22 protein-coding genes are annotated in these 18,306 nt (G+C 66.1%); 6 read left to right on the top strand and 16 right to left on the bottom strand.

Translation table 11 applies throughout. The annotated features are described in order from the left end of the window. Nucleotides 1–60 precede the first annotated feature (60 nt). From ACFO27_RS13465 to ACFO27_RS13450, 4 genes are all read right to left on the bottom strand, one after another. A complete protein-coding gene (locus tag ACFO27_RS13465; protein ID WP_376818075.1) occupies nucleotides 61–1,101 on the bottom strand; it encodes a hypothetical protein in 1,041 nt (346 codons plus the stop codon). Next, entirely contained in the window at nucleotides 1,010–1,672 is a 663-nt protein-coding gene (locus tag ACFO27_RS13460) for a Tn7 transposase TnsA N-terminal domain-containing protein (RefSeq protein WP_376817786.1), read from the bottom strand. Before ACFO27_RS13460 ends, ACFO27_RS13465 begins: the two co-directional genes overlap by 92 nt. A 321-nt stretch (nucleotides 1,673–1,993) precedes the next feature. Continuing rightward, the gene (locus tag ACFO27_RS13455) at nucleotides 1,994–2,308 is read right to left on the bottom strand and encodes a helix-turn-helix domain-containing protein (protein WP_376817785.1); all 315 of its coding nucleotides are present in this window, start codon (nucleotides 2,306–2,308) and stop codon (nucleotides 1,994–1,996) included. A 193-nt stretch (nucleotides 2,309–2,501) separates the two neighbouring features. Continuing rightward, nucleotides 2,502–2,768, bottom strand: coding sequence for a CopG family ribbon-helix-helix protein (locus ACFO27_RS13450; RefSeq protein WP_376817784.1), 267 nt, complete (start codon nucleotides 2,766–2,768; stop codon nucleotides 2,502–2,504). Nucleotides 2,769–3,153: 385 nt separating this feature from the next. Here ACFO27_RS13450 and ACFO27_RS13445 point away from each other — a divergent pair, with 385 nt between their 5' ends. Beyond that, nucleotides 3,154–3,441, top strand: coding sequence for a co-chaperone GroES (locus tag ACFO27_RS13445; RefSeq protein WP_376817783.1), 288 nt, complete (start codon nucleotides 3,154–3,156; stop codon nucleotides 3,439–3,441). A gap of 34 nt (nucleotides 3,442–3,475) precedes the next feature. After that, nucleotides 3,476–5,122 (top strand): chaperonin GroEL, encoded by a 1,647-nt coding sequence (gene groL, locus ACFO27_RS13440; RefSeq protein WP_376817782.1) that lies wholly within the window; start codon nucleotides 3,476–3,478, stop codon nucleotides 5,120–5,122. A 133-nt stretch (nucleotides 5,123–5,255) separates the two neighbouring features. Here the strand turns inward: groL and ACFO27_RS13435 are convergent, their stop codons facing one another. Genes ACFO27_RS13435 through ACFO27_RS13415 form a run of 5 tightly spaced genes read right to left on the bottom strand, consistent with a single transcriptional unit; the run spans nucleotide 5,256 to nucleotide 9,715 of the window. Beyond that, nucleotides 5,256–5,981 (bottom strand): amino acid ABC transporter ATP-binding protein, encoded by a 726-nt coding sequence (locus ACFO27_RS13435; RefSeq protein WP_376817781.1) that lies wholly within the window; start codon nucleotides 5,979–5,981, stop codon nucleotides 5,256–5,258. Between the two features lie 27 nt (nucleotides 5,982–6,008). Beyond that, the gene (locus ACFO27_RS13430) at nucleotides 6,009–6,689 is read right to left on the bottom strand and encodes an ABC transporter permease subunit (protein WP_376817780.1); all 681 of its coding nucleotides are present in this window, start codon (nucleotides 6,687–6,689) and stop codon (nucleotides 6,009–6,011) included. Between the two features lie 11 nt (nucleotides 6,690–6,700). Beyond that, complete coding sequence (locus tag ACFO27_RS13425; protein ID WP_376817779.1) at nucleotides 6,701–7,438, bottom strand: amino acid ABC transporter permease; 738 nt, start codon at nucleotides 7,436–7,438, stop codon at nucleotides 6,701–6,703. Then, a complete protein-coding gene (locus ACFO27_RS13420) occupies nucleotides 7,435–8,367 on the bottom strand; it encodes a glutamate/aspartate ABC transporter substrate-binding protein (RefSeq protein WP_376817778.1) in 933 nt (310 codons plus the stop codon). The genes ACFO27_RS13425 and ACFO27_RS13420 overlap by 4 nt, the downstream gene beginning before the upstream one ends. 58 nt (nucleotides 8,368–8,425) lie before the next feature. Continuing rightward, complete coding sequence (locus ACFO27_RS13415; RefSeq protein ID WP_376817777.1) at nucleotides 8,426–9,715, bottom strand: hypothetical protein; 1,290 nt, start codon at nucleotides 9,713–9,715, stop codon at nucleotides 8,426–8,428. Between the two features lie 153 nt (nucleotides 9,716–9,868). Between ACFO27_RS13415 and ACFO27_RS13410 the strand changes: the two genes are divergently transcribed. The 4 genes from ACFO27_RS13410 (at nucleotide 9,869) to ACFO27_RS13395 (ending at nucleotide 12,855) form a co-directional block, all read left to right on the top strand. Then, nucleotides 9,869–10,864: a LysR family transcriptional regulator gene (locus tag ACFO27_RS13410; protein ID WP_376817776.1), complete on the top strand. Its 996-nt coding sequence runs from the start codon at nucleotides 9,869–9,871 to the stop codon at nucleotides 10,862–10,864. Continuing rightward, nucleotides 10,861–11,250 (top strand): diacylglycerol kinase, encoded by a 390-nt coding sequence (locus ACFO27_RS13405; protein WP_376817775.1) that lies wholly within the window; start codon nucleotides 10,861–10,863, stop codon nucleotides 11,248–11,250. Before ACFO27_RS13410 ends, ACFO27_RS13405 begins: the two co-directional genes overlap by 4 nt. A 78-nt stretch (nucleotides 11,251–11,328) precedes the next feature. After that, nucleotides 11,329–12,150 carry an orotidine-5'-phosphate decarboxylase gene (gene pyrF / locus ACFO27_RS13400; RefSeq protein ID WP_376817774.1) on the top strand — a complete coding sequence of 274 codons (822 nt, stop codon included), beginning with the start codon at nucleotides 11,329–11,331 and terminating at the stop codon, nucleotides 12,148–12,150. Between the two features lie 21 nt (nucleotides 12,151–12,171). Then, complete coding sequence (locus ACFO27_RS13395) at nucleotides 12,172–12,855, top strand: DNA-3-methyladenine glycosylase I (protein WP_376817773.1); 684 nt, start codon at nucleotides 12,172–12,174, stop codon at nucleotides 12,853–12,855. Between the two features lie 126 nt (nucleotides 12,856–12,981). On the opposite strand, the gene ACFO27_RS13390 is transcribed toward ACFO27_RS13395, so the two are convergent. The 7 genes from ACFO27_RS13390 to ftsY form a co-directional block, all read right to left on the bottom strand. Then, complete coding sequence (locus tag ACFO27_RS13390) at nucleotides 12,982–13,488, bottom strand: CinA family protein (RefSeq protein ID WP_376817772.1); 507 nt, start codon at nucleotides 13,486–13,488, stop codon at nucleotides 12,982–12,984. Next, on the bottom strand, nucleotides 13,485–14,018 hold the full coding sequence (locus ACFO27_RS13385; RefSeq protein ID WP_376817771.1) for a phosphatidylglycerophosphatase A family protein: 534 nt from the start codon (nucleotides 14,016–14,018) through the stop codon (nucleotides 13,485–13,487). Before ACFO27_RS13385 ends, ACFO27_RS13390 begins: the two co-directional genes overlap by 4 nt. Continuing rightward, on the bottom strand, nucleotides 14,015–14,998 hold the full coding sequence (gene thiL, locus ACFO27_RS13380; RefSeq protein WP_376817770.1) for a thiamine-phosphate kinase: 984 nt from the start codon (nucleotides 14,996–14,998) through the stop codon (nucleotides 14,015–14,017). Before thiL ends, ACFO27_RS13385 begins: the two co-directional genes overlap by 4 nt. 19 nt (nucleotides 14,999–15,017) lie before the next feature. Continuing rightward, complete coding sequence (gene nusB / locus ACFO27_RS13375; protein WP_376817769.1) at nucleotides 15,018–15,503, bottom strand: transcription antitermination factor NusB; 486 nt, start codon at nucleotides 15,501–15,503, stop codon at nucleotides 15,018–15,020. Beyond that, nucleotides 15,496–16,026: a 6,7-dimethyl-8-ribityllumazine synthase gene (ribH, locus tag ACFO27_RS13370; RefSeq protein ID WP_376817768.1), complete on the bottom strand. Its 531-nt coding sequence runs from the start codon at nucleotides 16,024–16,026 to the stop codon at nucleotides 15,496–15,498. The genes nusB and ribH overlap by 8 nt, the downstream gene beginning before the upstream one ends. 16 nt (nucleotides 16,027–16,042) lie before the next feature. Further along, entirely contained in the window at nucleotides 16,043–17,224 is a 1,182-nt protein-coding gene (gene ribBA / locus ACFO27_RS13365; RefSeq protein WP_376817767.1) for a bifunctional 3,4-dihydroxy-2-butanone-4-phosphate synthase/GTP cyclohydrolase II, read from the bottom strand. 37 nt (nucleotides 17,225–17,261) lie between these two features. Next, a partial coding sequence (gene ftsY, locus ACFO27_RS13360) for a signal recognition particle-docking protein FtsY (RefSeq protein WP_376817766.1) occupies nucleotides 17,262–18,306 on the bottom strand: 1,045 nt, incomplete at its 5' end.

Here is an 18,306-nt window from a genome sequence, read left to right as displayed (position 1 = left end):
GCGGCGCCAGCACTCAACGTTGGGATACGTCAGCCCCATGCAGTTCGAGGCGGCGGCTTGTTAGGTTAAACAACCTGTCCGGAGTGATAGGGCAAGCCCAATACGCCCAATGCTGCAGCCTTCAAAGCTCACGTATAACGCCAAGATGTAGCCCGAGTAGCTATCCACAAGAACCGTCAACGTCGGTCTACCAAGTGGAATGCCACGCGTATCGTCGATGACGTAAATATCCAGAACCGTATGGTCCATTTCCACACGCTGCATTGGACGAATGGCATAAATTCCGCCAATCGCATGACGCCACTTTGCAGCCGCATAGGCCGGACCATAACGAACCCGGTCCCGATGGTAAGGGTCTGTCTGAGCCACCACTCGCCGGACCGTTGTTTCACTAATCGCTACAGGCCTTGAGCCCAGGTTTTTGGGCAGCTTGCCGTGTGCAATCTGAATTGCCAGACGCCGAGTGACTGCGGCCACCGACTCACCATTGCGAATGAAGTAATAACGGCTCAGCACCCTCTGGATATGATCAAGCCACTCCAACGGCAGCCGGGGACTGCTTACCCGCATCGCATTACCTGGCACGAGCGCACTGGTCTCCCGGTTTTTCTCCTCGAAGGTGCGCATCCAGCCCATCACTGTGGATGTGGACGGCGGCTTACTATCGCCCAGTTTTTGCGCTATCGCCTGTATTGCTGCCTCAATACGCACCCGCTGTCCACGGGTGACCCCACGTTTGTACATGCTCTTCACATACAGGTAGCGCCGCTGCCATTGTTCGTTTTGTGTGACCGTCAGCTTCAGGCCCAGAACGACGCGTCCCGCCTTATCATGGGGAACGGCTAATGCAGTCACCACACCGTCTGCCGATTGATGCGATACAGCGTACTGTCCTCGATTGACCCTATCCAGAAACTCGCCAACACGCATTGCACGCAGCTCACCCGTCATCACATCTTCGAACTGAATCTTCTTGTCGCCAATCTGACGGTGAAATGCGAATTGCCGATCACCAATCCGCACCACCAAACCACGCTCTAGCCGAAAAGTCCCCATCGTGATCTCCTTTCTTATCCGTACTGTTAAAAACACGCGTGTCACTCAAGCTGGGCGCAAGATGCAGCTCACGCCGACCGATGAGGTAATGGATCCGATCTCGCGTAGTGCCTAAGCACTCGGCCAGTGCACTGACGGACATGGGAAATGACAGTCCGCGCAGTCGAACCAACAAACTTTCGACAAGATCGCGTGACAGGTGTGATCGGGCATGGCGAAGGATGACGCTCGCCCGTTCATCACGACCATTTGCGGCGATTTCATGTTCGGTACACACAAGGAAACGCAAACCGCGCCCCTCGATAGCAACCTTTGCTGCCTGCAGCTTGTCTGCATGTTTGCTAACGAACTTTCGAGGCTTGACCTCAACCACGATGTCATCATGCGAAGCACATCGGAGGAGGTAGTCGGGGGTGTATTTGCCCAACTCGCCCAATTCAACGTGGAACGGCTGGTGAAAAATTTCGCGAAGGGAGGGGTATAGCAGCGCTATATATACAAACCTGCATTCCAGCAGGCTTTCATACGCAACAGGATGGTCCTGTAGCCACGGGCAAGGGATATAGCCCACGCGCCTATGTGGTGCACGGGTTACAACGGGACGAGCGGATTTCATGAAACGACCTCTTCCTCATAAGCTGACATTGCCCTGTTGCCAAAAATCGTGGCAAAAAGGGGGCTTGACAGGCGAGAGCGAAGAGGACAGACTATGGTTTCCACACCGGTAGTACTGCAATTCGCCCTGCGCCAGTTGATCTAAACGATTGATTGGCGTTTGTGCTTTCTAGATGCTTACATCGGTAATGCTCCTATAAAAATGCTCAAAGCCCCGGCAGGGGCTTTTTTTTATTCAGTTGCTCTCCTGGGCCAGCACAGTGACTAACCGTGTCACATTGAGGGCAGCCGGGCACAGATCAAACTTCAAACGCAACTGCATTTAGATTTCCCGATGAAGGTAGGCTTGTGTGGCAGCGCTCAGCAGCCTTTCGGGACGGGAATAGCCGAGGCTCTCTACCCGGCTCATAACGAATGTCCAAATGGCCGCCTGCTGCAGTCGTGCAGCCTCCTCGTCAGAGGCCCCCAAAGCGGCGACCAGTTGCCGTAGCCTCGCAGACGCAGGGGGCAAACGCCTCCCCTTCTCGACATGGGTAATGTAAGACGGATGGCAGCCTAGTCGAGTCGCTAGCTGGCCTACGGAGAGGCCCTTGGATCGTCGCAATGCCGCCAGATCGTTCCCAAAGACTCGTAACACAGAATCCCTTCCTCCAAAGACAGTCAGAAGGAAATTCTGAGCTTCAGGAGATTAACCGCCCATTGGGGTTTTCCATATCATAAGTCGTTGATTTATAACGATGAATTAGAATAACTCATGCGGTTTTTGTACTGTATTTTCTTCACGCACGACCAGTCCATAGACCATAAGCACAGGAGAGACTTGAGTGCCATCAACGGGGCACCGGGAGCTCTTGAGCCGTGCCCAGACTGTCCGCCCAGGACTTCACCGCCTGATGTTCGATGCTCCGACCTGCATCCACATCGGCCAACGCCTCGTAGGTGAGCCGATCCCGTTCTTCTTCCTGAGCCATCCAAGCGGCCAGGGCCTGCTGGATGACCCAGCCGCGTGAACGTCCGAGTCGCGCCGCCATCTTGTCCACCTTGTCGGCAAGCTGGAGCGGCACATGTGCAGTCAGCACCTTGGTTGTCATCTTCATGCCACGCCCTCCATATAAGCTGAGTTAACGCCAAGTAGACCATTAGGATTGTCATGGGCCAACGAGGCACTGCCTATACATTCCAGGCAGCAAAAACAATAGAAACGCCCCGTTTCTGAATCCCACCTCAACCCCATTTTTGCCCTGAAACACGCAACAACGCTAGATCTAGCCATTTTTCGGAGTTCAGAACTGAACGGCGGAAGTTCAAAACTCAGTGGCGTTCGACAGCTTCCGGTCCGCGGGCGGCATCCGGTTCGCGCCGATACATATTGCCCCTTGAAACCCCGGGAATCGTCCTTATAATTAGCACTCGACGGGGTTGAGTGCTAACAACCACAACCAGCCCCCGCACCCTTCAATTTCTATGTACAGGAGTTCCTCCATGGCACTGCGTCCTTTGCACGATCGCGTGATCGTCAAGCGTCTGGACAACGAGCGCACCACCGCCTCGGGTATCGTCATCCCTGACAGCGCGGCTGAAAAGCCCGATCAGGGCGAAGTCCTGGCCGTCGGCCCCGGCAAGAAGACCGAGGACGGCAAAGTCATCGCTGTCGACGTCAAGGTCGGCGACAAGGTCCTGTTCGGCAAGTACGCCGGCCAGTCCGTCAAGGTCGATGGCGAGGAAGTGCTCGTCATCCGCGAGGAAGAAATCCTCGCCGTGATCCAGTAAGCCACCTCACCGTTCAATCCCAAGGAATTTCAACATGGCTGCAAAGCAAGTTTATTTCGGTGACGATGCCCGTACCCGCATCGTCCGCGGCGTCAACATCCTCGCCAACGCCGTCAAGACCACCATGGGCCCCAAGGGCCGCAACGTGGTGCTGGACCGCTCCTTCGGCGCCCCCACCGTCACCAAGGACGGCGTCTCCGTCGCCAAGGAAATCGAACTGAAGGACAAGTTCGAGAACATCGGCGCCCAACTGGTCAAGGAAGTCGCCTCCAAGACCTCCGACAACGCCGGCGACGGCACCACCACCGCCACCGTGCTGGCCCAGGCCATCGTCGAGGAAGGCCTGAAGTACGTGGCCGCCGGCATCAGCCCCATGGACCTGAAGCGCGGCATCGACAAGGCCGTGGTCGCCGCCGTGGACGAGCTGCACAAGCTGTCCAAGCCCTGCACCACCAGCAAGGCCATCGCCCAGGTCGGCTCGATCTCGGCCAACAGCGACACCTCCGTCGGTGAAATCATCGCCAACGCGATGGACAAGGTCGGCAAGGAAGGCGTCATCACCGTCGAAGACGGCAAGTCCCTGGAAAACGAACTCGACGTCGTCGAAGGCATGCAGTTCGACCGCGGCTACCTGTCGCCCTACTTCATCAACAACCCCGATAAGCAAGTCGCCGTGCTGGACGACCCGTTCGTCCTGATCTTCGACAAGAAGATCAGCAACATCCGCGACCTGCTGCCGGTGCTGGAACAAGTCGCCAAGTCCAGCCGTCCGCTGCTGATCGTGGCCGAGGACGTCGAGGGCGAAGCCCTGGCCACCCTGGTCGTGAACAACATCCGCGGCATCCTGAAGACCACCGCCGTCAAGGCCCCGGGCTTCGGCGACCGCCGCAAGGCCATGCTGGAAGACATCGCCATCCTGACGGGCGGCACGGTGATCTCCGAGGAAACCGGCCTGTCGCTGGAAAAGGCGACCCTGGCCGAGCTGGGCCAGGCCAAGCGCATCGAAGTGGCCAAGGAAAACACCACCATCATCGACGGCGCCGGCGACGCCAAGAACATCGAAGCCCGCGTCAAGCAGATCCGCGCGCAGATCGAGGAAGCCACCTCGGACTACGACCGTGAAAAGCTGCAGGAACGCGTGGCCAAGCTGGCCGGCGGCGTGGCGGTGATCCGCGTGGGCGCGGCCACCGAAGTCGAAATGAAGGAAAAGAAGGCCCGTGTCGAAGACGCCCTGCACGCCACGCGCGCGGCTGTCGAGGAAGGCATCGTCCCGGGCGGCGGCGTCGCGCTGATCCGCGCCAAGGCCGCCGTGGCCAAGGTCAAGGGCGACAACCCCGACCAGGCCGCCGGCATCAAGCTGGTCCTGCGCGCCATCGAGGCTCCGCTGCGCACCATCGTCTCCAACGCCGGCGACGAAGCCAGCGTGATCGTCAACGCGGTTGAAAAGGGCGAAGGCAACTACGGCTACAACGCCGCCACCGGCGAATACGGCGACCTGGTCGAGCAGGGCGTGATCGACCCGACCAAGGTCACCCGCACCGCGCTGCAGAACGCCGCCTCGGTCGCCAGCCTGCTGCTGACCACCGAAGCCGCCGTGGCCGAGATCGTCGAAGACAAGCCCGCCGCCGCGATGCCCGACATGGGCGGAATGGGTGGCATGGGCGGCATGGGCGGCTTCTAAGCCCCTGCTCTTCCCGGTCCGGCGCCTCGGCGCCGGCCGGGCCCCGGCTAATGAAAATCCCCGTCGCGGTTCGCGGCGGGGATTTTTTTCGCGGGATGACAGCCGCCGGCACCGAGGCGACGGCCCGGAAGGGTCAGTGCAGAATCTTCGCCAGGAAGTCCCGCGCCCGTTCGGACTTGGGCGACCGGAAAAAATCCTCGGCCGCGTCGGTCTCCACGATCGCGCCCGCATCCATGAACACGATCTTGTCGGCCACCTTGCGCGCGAAACCCATCTCGTGGGTGACGCACAGCATGGTCATCCCTTCCTGGGCCAGCTCGACCATGACGGCCAGCACCTCATTGATCATTTCGGGATCGAGCGCCGAGGTCGGCTCGTCGAACAGCATGACTTCCGGGTCCATGCACAGCGACCGGGCGATGGCCACGCGCTGCTGCTGCCCGCCGGAAAGCTGCGACGGATACTTGCCCGCATGGGCCGACAGGCCGACGCGTTCCAGCAGGGCCAGGGCCTTCTTTTCGGCCTCGGCCGGCGGCCGGCCGAGCACCTTTTCCTGGGCGATGGTGAGGTTGCGCAGTACCGACAGGTGCGGGAAGAGCTCGAAATGCTGGAACACCATGCCGATGCGCCGGCGCAGATCAGGCAGCCTGATGGCGCCCGAGCGGATCGATTGCCCCTTGTAGAGGATGTCGCCTTCCTGAAAATCCTCCAGCCCGTTGATCAGCTTGATCAGGGTGGACTTGCCCGAGCCCGACGGCCCGCAGAAGACGACGACCTCGCCCGCGGACACCGAGACGCTGCAATCGGCGAGGGCGCGGAACTTGCCGTACCACTTGGAAACGTTTTTCAGTTCGATCATGCTTTCAATTCCATGGAGGGCGCGCGGTCAGGCCCGGCGCAGCCGTTGTTGGAGCAGCTTCACCAGGGCGCTCAGGGCCGCGCAGACCACCCAGTAGACGAAGCCGGCGAACAGCAGCATCTGGACGACGTTGCCGTCGCGCTCGCCGATCCGTACCGCGTTGCTGAAGAAATCACCCAGCGCGATCACGTAGACCAGCGACGTGTCCTGGAAGATGACGATGCACTGGGTCAGCATGATGGGCAGCATGGCGCGGAAGGCCTGCGGCAGAATGATGTAGCGGAAGGCCTGCGGCGTGGTCATGCCCAGCGAACGCGCCGCCTGGAACTGCCCGGCCGACAGCCCCAGGATGCCCGCGCGAATGATTTCCGCGAAGAACGCGGCTTCCAGCATGGAATAGGCCACCATGGCCGACACCAGCCGGATGTCCACGCTCGGCGACAGGTCGAAGACGGCCTTGAGGACCTGGGGGACCACCAGGAAGAACCACAGCAGCAGCATCACCAGGGGGATGGAGCGGAACAGGGTGATGTAGGCCTGGGCGCCGCTTTGCAGGACCCGCGAACGGGACACGGCGCAGACCGCCAGGACCGTGCCCAGGGCGATGCCGCAGGCGATGGCCACCAGCGTCACTTTCAGGGTGATCCAGGCGCCGGCGGCCAGGATGGGCCAGGCATCGAGCAAGGAAGAGAAATCGAAGTGCAGCATGGCGTCGTCTCCTATTCGCCCATCAGGCCGGGACGAGCGGTCCAGCGGCGGACCCAGCCCATGATCCGCAGGATCATGAAGTTCAGGACGACGTAGGCCAGCGTGACCAGGATGAAGGATTCATAGGGTTGCGCCGTGTAGTCCACCAGTTGCCGCGCCTGGCCGCTCAGTTCCAGCAGGCCGATCGTGGAGGCCACCGCGGAATTCTTGGAAATGATCAGGAATTCCGAGGTCAGCGGCGGCATGATCCGGCGGAAGACCTGGGGCAGGATGATGTGGCGGTAGGTCTGGGCCAGCGAGAAGCCCATGGACAGGCCCGCCTGGGCCTGGCCCGCGGACATGGCCTGGATGCCGGCGCGCAGCTGTTCGCAGATGCGGGATCCGGTATAGGTTCCCAGCGCCAGCACGGACGTGACGAAGAACTGGACCGTCGGATCGGCCCCCTTGATGGCGTCGCCCAGGGACACCGGCAGCATTTCCGGCACGACGAAGTACCAGATGAAGAACTGCACGATCAGGGGAATGTTGCGGAAGATCGAGACATAGGCGACGCCCAGCGCGCGCGGCCCCCGGCCGGGCAGGGTGCGCAGCACCCCGAACAGGGTGCCCACCGCCAGCGCCAGGACCCAGGCGCACAGCGTCAGCGCGGCCGTCGTGGCGAACCCATGGAGAATCCACCCCAGATAGGTGTCCCCCTCGCCGGTGGCGACCGGCTGGAGCAGGACGCCCCAGTTCCAGTGATAGCTCATTTGGCTTCGGGGTCGATCTTGTCGTTCGGATGGGCGAACAGATGCCGCATGGCGTCCGACATGGGGAAGTCGAGATTGAGCTGCTTGGGCGGGATCGGGCTCATGAACCATTTCCGGTAGATGGCCTCCCCTTCGCCGGACGTCTCGGTCCGCGCGACGACATCGTCGACCAGCGCCTTCATCCCGGTGTCGCCCTTGCGGACCATGCAGCCGTAGGCCTCGTAGGACTGCGGCGTGCCGACGATGACGTAGTCCCGGGGATTGCGCGTCTTGGCGCGTTCACCCGCCAGCAGCGCGTCGTCCATCATCATGGCCTTGGCGCGCCCGGTCGACAGGGTCAGGAACGATTCCGAGTGGTCCTTGGCGCTGATGATCCGCATGCCCATCTTCCGCTCCGCGTTGAGCCGGCGCAGGATGATCTCGGACGTCGTGCCCGCGCCGACGACCACGTTCTGGCCTTTCAGGTCGTCGAAGTCGCGGATGCCGGAATCCTGCTTCGCGAGCAGCCGGGTGCCGATGATGAAGAGGCTGTTCGAGAAATCGACCTGCTGCTCGCGGGAGGCGTTGTGGGTCGTGGTCGTGCACTCGAAGTCGATGGTCCCGTTCTGCAGCAGGGAAATCCGGTTCTGGGAAGTGATCGGCAGCCAGCGGACCTTCAGGTCCGGCATGCCCAGGTCCTGGCGGATCCGGTCGAGCACGCGGTTGGTGAAGTCGATCGAATAGCCGATCGGCTCCTTCGCGTCGTTGTAGTAGGAAAACGGGATCGACGCTTCCCGGAAGCCCACGACCACGGTGCCGTCGGCCTTGATCTTGGAGAGGGTGTCCGTCGGTTCCGCGGCGGCGGCGAGCGCCGGGAGCGCGCAGGCGAGCAGCGCCCATGCCGCGGTCTCGCGGATGCGCCGATGAAGCGGGAAATGACTGTCTTTCATGTCTGTCTCCTGGTGTTGTCCCCGGATCGCCGGCTCGGCCGGTCCGCCGGGGCCTGGTTCAATCGGCGCGGACCAGCGCGCCGACGTCGATGAGATACATCTGGCGTTCGTGTTCGTGCACCGAATCGATGCAGATCCGCAGGCCGTCCCGGCTCCAGCGCGGATGCAGGTCGCAGCGGTTCTCCTTGCGCAGGCCCGGGTCCGTATAGAAGCTGCCCAGGTCGTGGCGAACCCGCCGGTCGCAGTCGTATAGCATCAGGATGCGCTCGTTGGTCCGGGGGTCCGGATAGGTGTCCGTCAGCAGCCAGCGCGAATTCACGGGCGAGAACGTCATGTGGCCGTTCTCGGTCAGGATGCCGTCCCCGATCACTTCGACGCGCCCCCCGTCGGCATCCTCGTACAGGTGGTAGTGGATGCTGCCGTCGTGGGGCCCCCAGACGATGATGTGGCGGTCGTCGCGCCACAAGGGATGGGAGATCTGGTATTCCGACTTCTCGTAGTCGTAGGTCCCGACCGCGTCGGGATCGAAATCCGCCGCCAGTTGCGGCAGCGGATGGTCGGAGCATTCCAGCAGGCGCAGGTTCCCGCCGTCCGGATCCATGGTGATCAGCCGGTGCAGGAAACAGGTCTCGTCCTCGACGCGCTCGGTCCAGCGGTGCAGGAACAGGATGCGGGAGGACGAGGGGTTGATCTCGATGTGGCTGACCCAGTGCAGCGCCTTGTCCATCGAAGGCCGATGGTGGAAATCGCGCAGGTCGGCGTAGCTCACCAGCAGGCGGGTTTCGCCCGTGTCCAGGTCGACGCGGCGGATGCCGTCGTCCGCGGGATGGAGCGGCAGATCCCGCCGCTTGCCGCCCGGCTCGCAGTAGCCGATGGTCTCGTGCGTCACGTACAGGCGGCTGTAGTCCACGGTCAGGGCGTAGCGGCTGTCCGGCGCGGCCACGTAGATCGGGCTGTCCAGGTAGCGGGTGCGGCCGGACCCGACGTCGTGGATGGCGGCCCCGAAGCCGGGATACGGCCCGCCCGCCGAATCCCGGCGCACGTTGTAGATCATCTGCAGGCCGTCGCGGCCGTCCAGCCACTGGAGCTGGCAGCCCATCTGCCAGTTCCACGCCGTGGTGCTCCCGCACACGTGATAGCGGTCGCCATCCTGAGTGTCGAAATAGCCGACCTCCGCCCGCATGTCCGGCGTCAGGTCCGCCGTCATGACCTCGACGCGGTTGGCGAGCACGTAGCGGTCCGACCGGTCCCAGACCGTCTTGTCGTAGTACCCGAAGAAATGGTGCCGCGGCCCCACGCCCAGGCGTCGGACGGGATAGGCGTGGAGGGAAGCTGGTTGGATCGTCATGTCGCTGCGCATGGAAAAAAGTGCCGTGATGGGCCGAGGACCGGCGGGACTGCATTTCCAGGCGATTATAGGGAGCCGAATCAATACGGGATAATTCTATTTTTCGCATACACTATTCATAATTGATATACCATCGCCACCGGCCGCCCGCCCATGTCCCGCCCCTTGAATTTCCAGCAGATCCAGGCCTTCAAGACCGTCATGGAAACCGGCACGACCACCCGCGCCGCCCAGATCCTGAACACGACCCAGCCCTCGATCAGCCGCCGCCTGTCCGAACTCCGGGCGGCCACCGGCCTGGAGCTGTTCGATCTCTATAACGGACGCCTGCGCCCGACGCGGGAAGGCCGCCAGCTCTACGAGTCCGTGCGGCGTCACTTCGAGGGCCTGGAAAAGATCGAGACCGCGGTGCACGTGCTCCGGAAATCGGGCACGGGCGTCCTGCGCATCGGCAGCACCCCGACACTGGCGGCCGGGCTGCTGCCCGGCGTCATGGCGCGGTTCACCCGGCAGAACCCGGGGGTCTACATCAGCCTGCAGACCTTCGGCACGCCCCAGTTGCGCGACTACCTCAGCCAGGGCCTGATCGATTTCATCCTGACGACGGGCCACGTCGAGGACCCCTCCATGGTTTCCACCCGGCTGCAGCGGGCGAGCGCCGTCTGCGTGCTGCCGACCGGCCATCCGCTCGCCGCCCACCGGACGCTGCGGCTGGACCATTTGCGGCGCCACCGCCTGGTGCTGCTCGACGACAACGACGACATCATGGTGGCGATGCGCGCCCGGCTGCGGGCGCGCAACGACCAGGAGGACGTCATGGTCGAAACGAATTCCTCGCTCACGATCTGCGCGCTGGTCGCGGCGGGGGTCGGCGTAGGGGTGGTGAACCCCTTCGTGGCCAAGACCTTCGCGGGACGGCTGGCGATCCGGGCGCTGCATCCCACCATCCCCGTCGACATCTCGCTGGTGCGCTCGGTGGCGCTCGCGCCATCCATGCTGGCCAGCCGCTTCGTGGACATGCTGACCGACCAGGTACTGCCCGATCCGCTCGACGACGATGCGCCGCCCCCCGGCGACCCCTCGCCCGCCCCATCGTCGGCCCCCCCATCCATTACAATGCCCGCACCACCCGGACCAGCCGACCCATGACCCAGCCCTCCCCCTACAAGAGCACCGGCGGACTGCTGCGCATCATGCGCGCCTTCGGCTATTCGCTGCAGGGGCTGGGCGCGGCATGGCGCCACGAGGCCGCGTTCCGCCAGGAAACCGTGCTGGCCGCGATCCTGATCCCGCTGGGCCTGTGGCTGGGCGACACCGCCGTCGAACGGCTGCTGCTGGCCGGCGCGCCGGTGCTGGTGCTGGCGGTGGAACTGCTCAACTCCGCGATCGAGACGCTGGCCGACGCGATCAGCACCGACCACCATCCCCTGCTGGGGCGCGCCAAGGACATCGGCAGCGCGGCGGTGCTGCTGACCCTGCTGCTGGCCGGCGGCGCCTGGGCGGCGGTGCTGGCGCCGCGCTGGTGGCCGTCCTGAACCCATGAAGACGCGCGCGGCGCGCGACCGCGACCACACCGCACTCCCCCGAACCCACAAGAGACGGAACCCGACCCCATGACCTTCATCGACAAGCTGAACCGCGCCTGGGCCGCCCAGGATTCCCTGCTGATGGTGGGCCTGGACCCCGACCCGCGCCGCTTTCCCAAGGAACTGGAAGGCCGTCCGGACGCGGTCACCGAGTTCTGCCTGCGCATCGTCGAGGCGACCGCCCCCTACGTCTGCGGCTTCAAGCCGCAGATCGCGTATTTCTCCGCGCTGGGCGCCGAGGACCAGTTGCAGGACATCTGCCGGACGATCCGCGAGCGGCATCCGGACCTGCCCATCGTGCTGGACGCCAAGCGCGGCGACATCGGCAGCACCGCCGAACAATACGCCCGCGAGGCGTTCGAACGGTACGGCGCCGACGCGGTGACGGTCAATCCCTACATGGGACGCGACTCCGTGCAGCCCTACATCGACTACGGCGACCGCGGCGTCATCATCCTTTGCCGCACTTCCAACGTCGGCGGCGCCGATTTCCAGGACATGCGGCTGGCCAACGGCACGCCGCTGTACCTGCACGTCGCCGACCAGGTGGCCCGCGTCTGGAACACCAACGAGCAATGCGCCCTGGTCGTGGGCGCCACCTTTCCGGAGGAAATCGCCCAGGTGCGCCGCCGGGTGGGGAACATGCCCTTGCTGATCCCCGGCATCGGCGTCCAGGGCGGCGACATCCGGGCCACGGCGCAGGCGGGCCGCACACCCGACGGCCGGGGCATGATGATCAATTCGGCACGCGCCATCCTGTACGCCAGCGCGCGGGACGACTGGGAACAGGCCGCCGCCAAGACCGCGCGCGCCACGCGCAGCGCCATCCGCGCGGCGCTCCAGGACTAGCGCGCACGGAAAGGAACAGGCATGGACCTCAGCTATCGCTGGCTCTACGACACAGTGCGCGCGCGCTTCGAATCCGACGAGGCCATGGAAGCCTTCCTGCCCCGGGCGCTGACGCCCCGGGAATTGAAGGACCAGGGCGACGACCGCTATCTTTCCGCCATGACCCGGCGGGTCTTCCACGCGGGCGTGCAGCACACGATGGTCGACGCCAAATGGCCCGAGTTCGAGAAGGCCTTCCAGGGCTTCGCGCCCGAGGCCATGGCGCAGCTCGGCCCTGAACTGATCGAAGCGCACATGCAGAACGACCGGATCATCCGCGACCGCGCCAAGATCAAGAGCATCCCCGAAAACGCCCGCTTCATCCTGGAGATCCGCCGGGAGCGGGGCGTCGGCTTCGGCGCGTTCCTGGCCGACTGGTCTGACACCGACACCATCGGCCTGTGGCGCCTGCTGGCCAAGCGGGGCGCGCGCCTGGGCGGACGGTCAGCCGCCGGTTTCCTGCGCCTGGCCGGGAAGGACACGTTCCTGCTGACCAGCGACGTGGTCGCGCGCCTGCAGGCCGCGGGCGTCATCGAGCGCGAACCCACCAGCCAGCGCGACCTGCGGGCCGTGCAAGACGCCTTCAACGCATTGCGGCAGGACTCGGGCCGGCCGCTGTGCCAGCTGTCGTCCCTGATGGCCCTGAGCATCAATCCGGCGTTCTAGGGCGGACTGCGGGGCGAGTCTTCCCGGGGACGGCGGCGCACGCCGCTTCGCCGCCGCGGCCGGGGGAACGTCGGGCTTTGCCGGGACGGCTGCCGGGGACGGACCTCGGACGGCGGCCCGCCGCGCTCAGGCCTTGCCCAGCTCCGCCAGCGCCGCCTGCAGGGCGCGGCGCACCGCCGCCGCGCGCACGGCTTCGCGGTCGCCCTCGAAGACCTGGGTGATGGCGCGGGTCACGATCCCCGGGCCCGCGCGGCGCGCGATGCCGAAGCACACCATGCCGACCGGCTTGCCGGGGGTGGCGCCGCCCGGCCCGGCGATCCCGGTGGTGGACAGGGCCAGATGGACCTGGGGCACCACGGCCAGCACGCCACCGGCCATTTCCATGGCGGTTTCCTCGCTGACGGCGCCGAAGCGTTCCAGAGTGTCGGGCGATACCCGCAGCTGTTCGACCTTGGCGGCGTTGCTGTAGGTGACGAAGCCGCGTTCGAACCACAGGCTGGAGCCGGGGCAGGACGTGATGGCGCCCGCCAGCAGTCCGCCGGTGCAGGATTCCGCCGTGGCGCACAGCCATCCGGCGGCGCGCAGCGCGGCGCCCACCTCGCCCGCCAGGACGCGCGTTTCGCGTTCGTTCATGACAACACCCCCAGGCGGACGAGCAGCGCCCCCGCCAGCAAGGCATACAGGGCCGCGACGATGTCGTCGATCATGACCCCGAAGCCGTTCTTGAAACGCCGGTCGAGCAGGCCGACCGGCGGCGGTTTGACGATGTCGAAGAAGCGGAACAGCGCCACCGAGACGGCCTGGGCCCAGAAGCCGTGCGGCATCAGCCACAGCACCAGCCAGATGGCGACGATCTCGTCCCAATTGATGCCGCCATGATCCGGCACGCCCAGGGCGTCGCCGCAGCGCTGGGCGGCCCAGCAGCCGATCCCGAAGGACAGCAGCAGGACCAGGACCATCCAGCCGTCGGACAGGCCGCGCAGCAGGACGGCCCACAGCAGCCAGCCGACCAGCGTGCCCCAGGTGCCCGGGGCCGGATGGATCAGGCCGGAGCCCAGGCCGAAGGCCAGGATCCGCTCCGGACGGGCGAAGACCCAGGCGGCGGACGGGCGGTGGATGGGCCGGCCGGGGCCGGGATTCCCTGGAGCGGAATGGCCTGTCATGCGACGTCCCCGTACGGCTCGGAAAAATGGTCGAATCCCCGGCGCGCCACCGGCACGGCCTGCCCCGCGCCGTCCAGCACGCGCACGCCCTGGCCGCGCACCAGCGTGCCCACCCGGCTCACCGGCACGTTCAGCTGCCGTCCCAGGGCCTCGATCTGCTCGCGCCACAGGGGCCGGGCGGTGAAGCACAATTCGTAGGCGTCCCCCCCGGCCAGCAGGGCCTCGCGGCGCAGGGACTCGTCCAGGCCGGCCAGCGCCGGGTGCGCCGGCAGGGCGTCGAGCCACAGCTCGGCGGCGCAATGGCTGGCCTGGAGGATGTGTCCGAGGTCCTGCAGCAGGCCGTCGGACACGTCGATGGCGGCATGGGCCACGCCAGCTAGGTAGCGGCCCAGCTTCAGCCGCGGCATGGGGCGGTCCAGCAGCGGCCGGGTGTTCCGCAGGCGTTCGGGATCGGGGGGCAGCCGGCCCAGCATGAGGCGCAGGGCCAGGTCGGCCGCGCCCAGCGTGCCGGACACCCAGACGTCGTCGCCCACGCGGGCCGCGTCGCGGCGCAGGGCGTGCGACCGGCGGACTTCGCCCAGCACCGTGATGCAGAGCACCACCGCGTCGCCGCGGGTGGTGTCCCCGCCCACCAGCGGGCAATTGGATTCGCGGGCCAGTGCGTGGAAGCCTTCGGAGAACGCCGCCAGCCAGGCGTGGTCCACGGCGGGCAGGGACAACGCCAGCGTGCAGGCCAGGGGCCGGGCGCCCATGGCGGCCAGGTCGGACAGATTGACGGCCAGAGCCTTGTGGCCCAGGGATCCGGGGTCCGCGTCGGGCAGGAAATGCCGGCCCTCGACCAGCATGTCGGTGCTGACGGCCAGTTCGCAGCCCGACGACAGGGGCATCAGGGCGCAGTCGTCGCCCACGCCCAGCATCCGGTCCGGCGCAGGCCGCTTGAAATAGCGCGCGATCAGGTCGAATTCGCCATCCGCCTGCATGAGCCCACCCCGCGGCGCATCAGCGGCGCGCCGTCGCCTGGACCTCGGGAGCGCGGACTTCGGCCGCGAGCTTGTCGAGCACGCCGTTGACGAAGCGGTAGCCGTCCGTGCCGCCGAAGGACTTGGCGAGCTCGACGGCCTCGTTGATGGCCACGCGATAGGGGACTTCGACGTGCTGGACGAGTTCGAAGCTGCCGATCAGCAGCACGGCGTGCTCGATGGGGGACAGTTCGGCCAGGGGCCGGTCGATGTAGGGCACGAACCGCTCGCGCAGCGCGGCGGCCTGGCCGGCCGCCCCCTGGAGCAGGGTCTGGTACCACTGGACGTCGGCCTGGTCGAAGTCCTCGCCGTCGCGCACGTGGGCGTCGATCTCGCCCAGTTCGGCCAGATCGGCGCCGCCGCGCAGCAGCCAGGCGTACACGCCCTGCAGCGCGAATTCGCGCGCCAGACGGCGCGCGCTGCGGGCATTGGCGCGGCCGGCGCGCGCGGGCTTGGCTTCAGTCATCCACGTCCTCTTCGTCGTCTTCGTCGTCGAAGTCGTCGTCTTCGTCCTCGTCGTCTTCCGATTCCGGTTCCAGGGCTGCCACCAGATTGGCCATTTCGACGGCGGCGCGGGCGCAGTCGCGGCCCTTGTCGGCCGCGCGGGCCAGGGCCTGCTCGTCGGTATCGGTGGTCAGCACGCCGTTGGCGACCGGGATGCCGGTTTCCAGGGCGATGCGGCTGATCGCCGACGCCGATTCGTTGCTGACGATCTCGAAGTGATAGGTTTCACCGCGGATCACGGCGCCCAGGGCGATCAGGGCGTCGAATTCGAAGGTCTCGGCCATCTGGGCCAGAGTCACGCCCAGTTCCAGCGCGCCGGGCACGGACACCACCATGACGTCGCGCTCGTCCACGCCCAGGGCGGCCAGTTCGTCCAGGCAGGTCTGCAGTTCGGCCGTGCCGATTTCTTCGTTGAACCGAGCACGCACGATGCCGATATGCAGGCCTTCCCCGTTCATGTCGGGGGTCATCACGTAGGGGTTCATAGTCGCGATTCCTTGATCAGGTCGCGGCGTCGGATACGCCGGGTTCGTTATGGTAACCCGTAATGGTCAGGGAGAACCCTGCCATGCTAGGCATTTTGCGCGGCCGCGCCAGCAGCCGGGCCTGGCCCACGCCGAGGTCGCGCAGGATCTGCGCGCCGATGCCGAAGGTGCGCAGGCCGTGACGTTCGCCGTCGACGACCGGCCGCGAGGCCTGGGCGTCGCCGTCGCTGCGGGCCCAGGCGTCGAACTGCGCGAACAGCAGGTCGGCGCCGCCATGGCAGTTCAGCAGCACCAGCGCGCCGCTGGGCGCCTGCGCGATGGCCTGCAAGGCCTGGGGAATGGTCCAGCTGTGGCGGGTGGCGCCTTCGCACAGCAGGTCCAGCACGCTGGCCGGCTCGTGCACGCGCACCAGGGCTTCCTGGTCGGGGCGGATGTCGCCGTGCACCAGCGCCAGGTGTGGCGCATTGGAGGCGCGGTCCCGGTAGGCCACGGCCCGGAACGCCCCCCAGGGCGTGTTCACCGGGCGCTCGACCAGGCGCTCGATCATGGATTCGTGTTCGCTGCGGTACTGGATCAGGTCGGCGATGGTGCCGATCTTCAGCCCATGTTCCCGGGCGAAGACCATCAGGTCCGGCAGGCGCGCCATGGTGCCGTCGGGCTTGAGGATTTCGCAGATCACGGCGGCCGGGGTCAGGCCCGCCATGGCGGTCAGGTCGCAGCCGGCTTCCGTGTGGCCGGCGCGCACCAGCACGCCGCCCTGGACGGCGCGCACGGGAAAGATGTGCCCCGGCTGGACCAGGTCGGCCGGCCGCGCGTCGCGCGCCACGGCCGCCTGGATGGTGCGGGCGCGGTCGGCGGCGGAAATGCCGGTCCCCACGCCTTCGGCGGCCTCGATGGAGACCGTGAAGTTGGTGCCGTAGCGCGTGCCGTTCTGGTTGGACATCATCGGCAGCTGCAGCTGCTCGCAGCGCTCGTGTGTGAGCGTCAGGCAGACCAGCCCGCGCGCGTGGGTCACCATGAAGTTGATCGCGTCGGGCGTCACGAAATCGGCCGCCAGGACCAGGTCGCCCTCGTTCTCGCGGTCTTCCTCGTCCACCAGGATGACCATGTGGCCGGCCCGCAGCTCGTTCACGATCTCCTGGACCGGGGAAATGTCGAAGGGCGACTCGATCGAAGCCGCGCCGGATGCCATGTTCATGCCATGCCTGCCAAATTGAAAACGGAATGCGGGCATTTTAGCCCTTGCCGGACTCCGGCCCGCCCAGCAGGGCGTCGGCGAATTCCGCCGCGACGAAGGGCTGCAAGTCCTGCATGCCCTCGCCCACGCCGATCCAGTACACGGGCACGGGCCGCACCCCCTGGCTGCCCGCCGCCACCGCCGCCAGCGTCCCGCCCTTGGCCGTGCCGTCGAGCTTGGTGACGACCAGGCCGGTCAGGCCCAGCGCGGCGTCGAAGGCGCGGATCTGCGCCAGCGCGTTCTGGCCGGTGTTGCCGTCCACCACCAGCAGGACCTCGTGGGGCGCCGCCGCGTCGGCCTTGCCGATGACGCGCTTGATCTTCTTCAGTTCTTCCATCAGGTGCAGCTGGGTCGGCAGCCGGCCCGCCGTGTCGACCAGGACCACGTCCGCCGACCGCGCCCGCCCGGCGTTGACCGCGTCGAACGCCACGGCCGCCGGGTCGCCGCCCTCCTGGGCGATGACGGTGACGCCGTTGCGTGCGCCCCAGGCCACCAGCTGTTCGCGCGCCGCCGCGCGGAAGGTGTCGCCGGCGGCCAGCAGCACCGAGGCCTGGCGTTCCCGCAGGGCATGGGCCAGCTTGCCGATGGAGGTCGTCTTGCCCGCCCCGTTGACCCCCGCGATCATGACCACCATGGGTGCGGCCTCGCCCACGACGAAGGGCTTTTCCAGGACCTTCAGGTGCTCGGCCAGGATGTCGCGCAACGCGGCGCGCACGGCTTCGGGCTGCTCGATGCGCTGGCGCTTCACGCGCGCGCGCAGTTCCGCCAGCAGCTTTTCCGTGGCCTCGACCCCGGCGTCGGCCATGATGAGCGCGGTTTCCAGTTCCTCGAACAGGGTCTCGTCGACCTTGACCCCGGTGAACAGGCCGCCCAGGCTCTGGCCGGTGCGCGACAGGCCGCGCCGCAGGCGGCCCAGCCAGGACCCGGAGGACGCGGGCGCGGAGGCGGCCGCTTCCTTGGCCGAGAGGTCCAGCCTGGCCAGGGGGTCGGCCGCCTCGTCCGGGCGGTCCGACCAGGCGTCGGGGGGCTGGACGGGCGCATCG

The sequence above is a fragment of the Castellaniella denitrificans genome, from assembly GCF_042653765.1.
GTDB classification, from domain to species: domain Bacteria; phylum Pseudomonadota; class Gammaproteobacteria; order Burkholderiales; family Burkholderiaceae_B; genus Castellaniella; species Castellaniella denitrificans.
The sequence above is the reverse complement of the archived record's forward strand: the minus strand, read 5'-3'. Positions and strand labels throughout refer to the sequence as shown.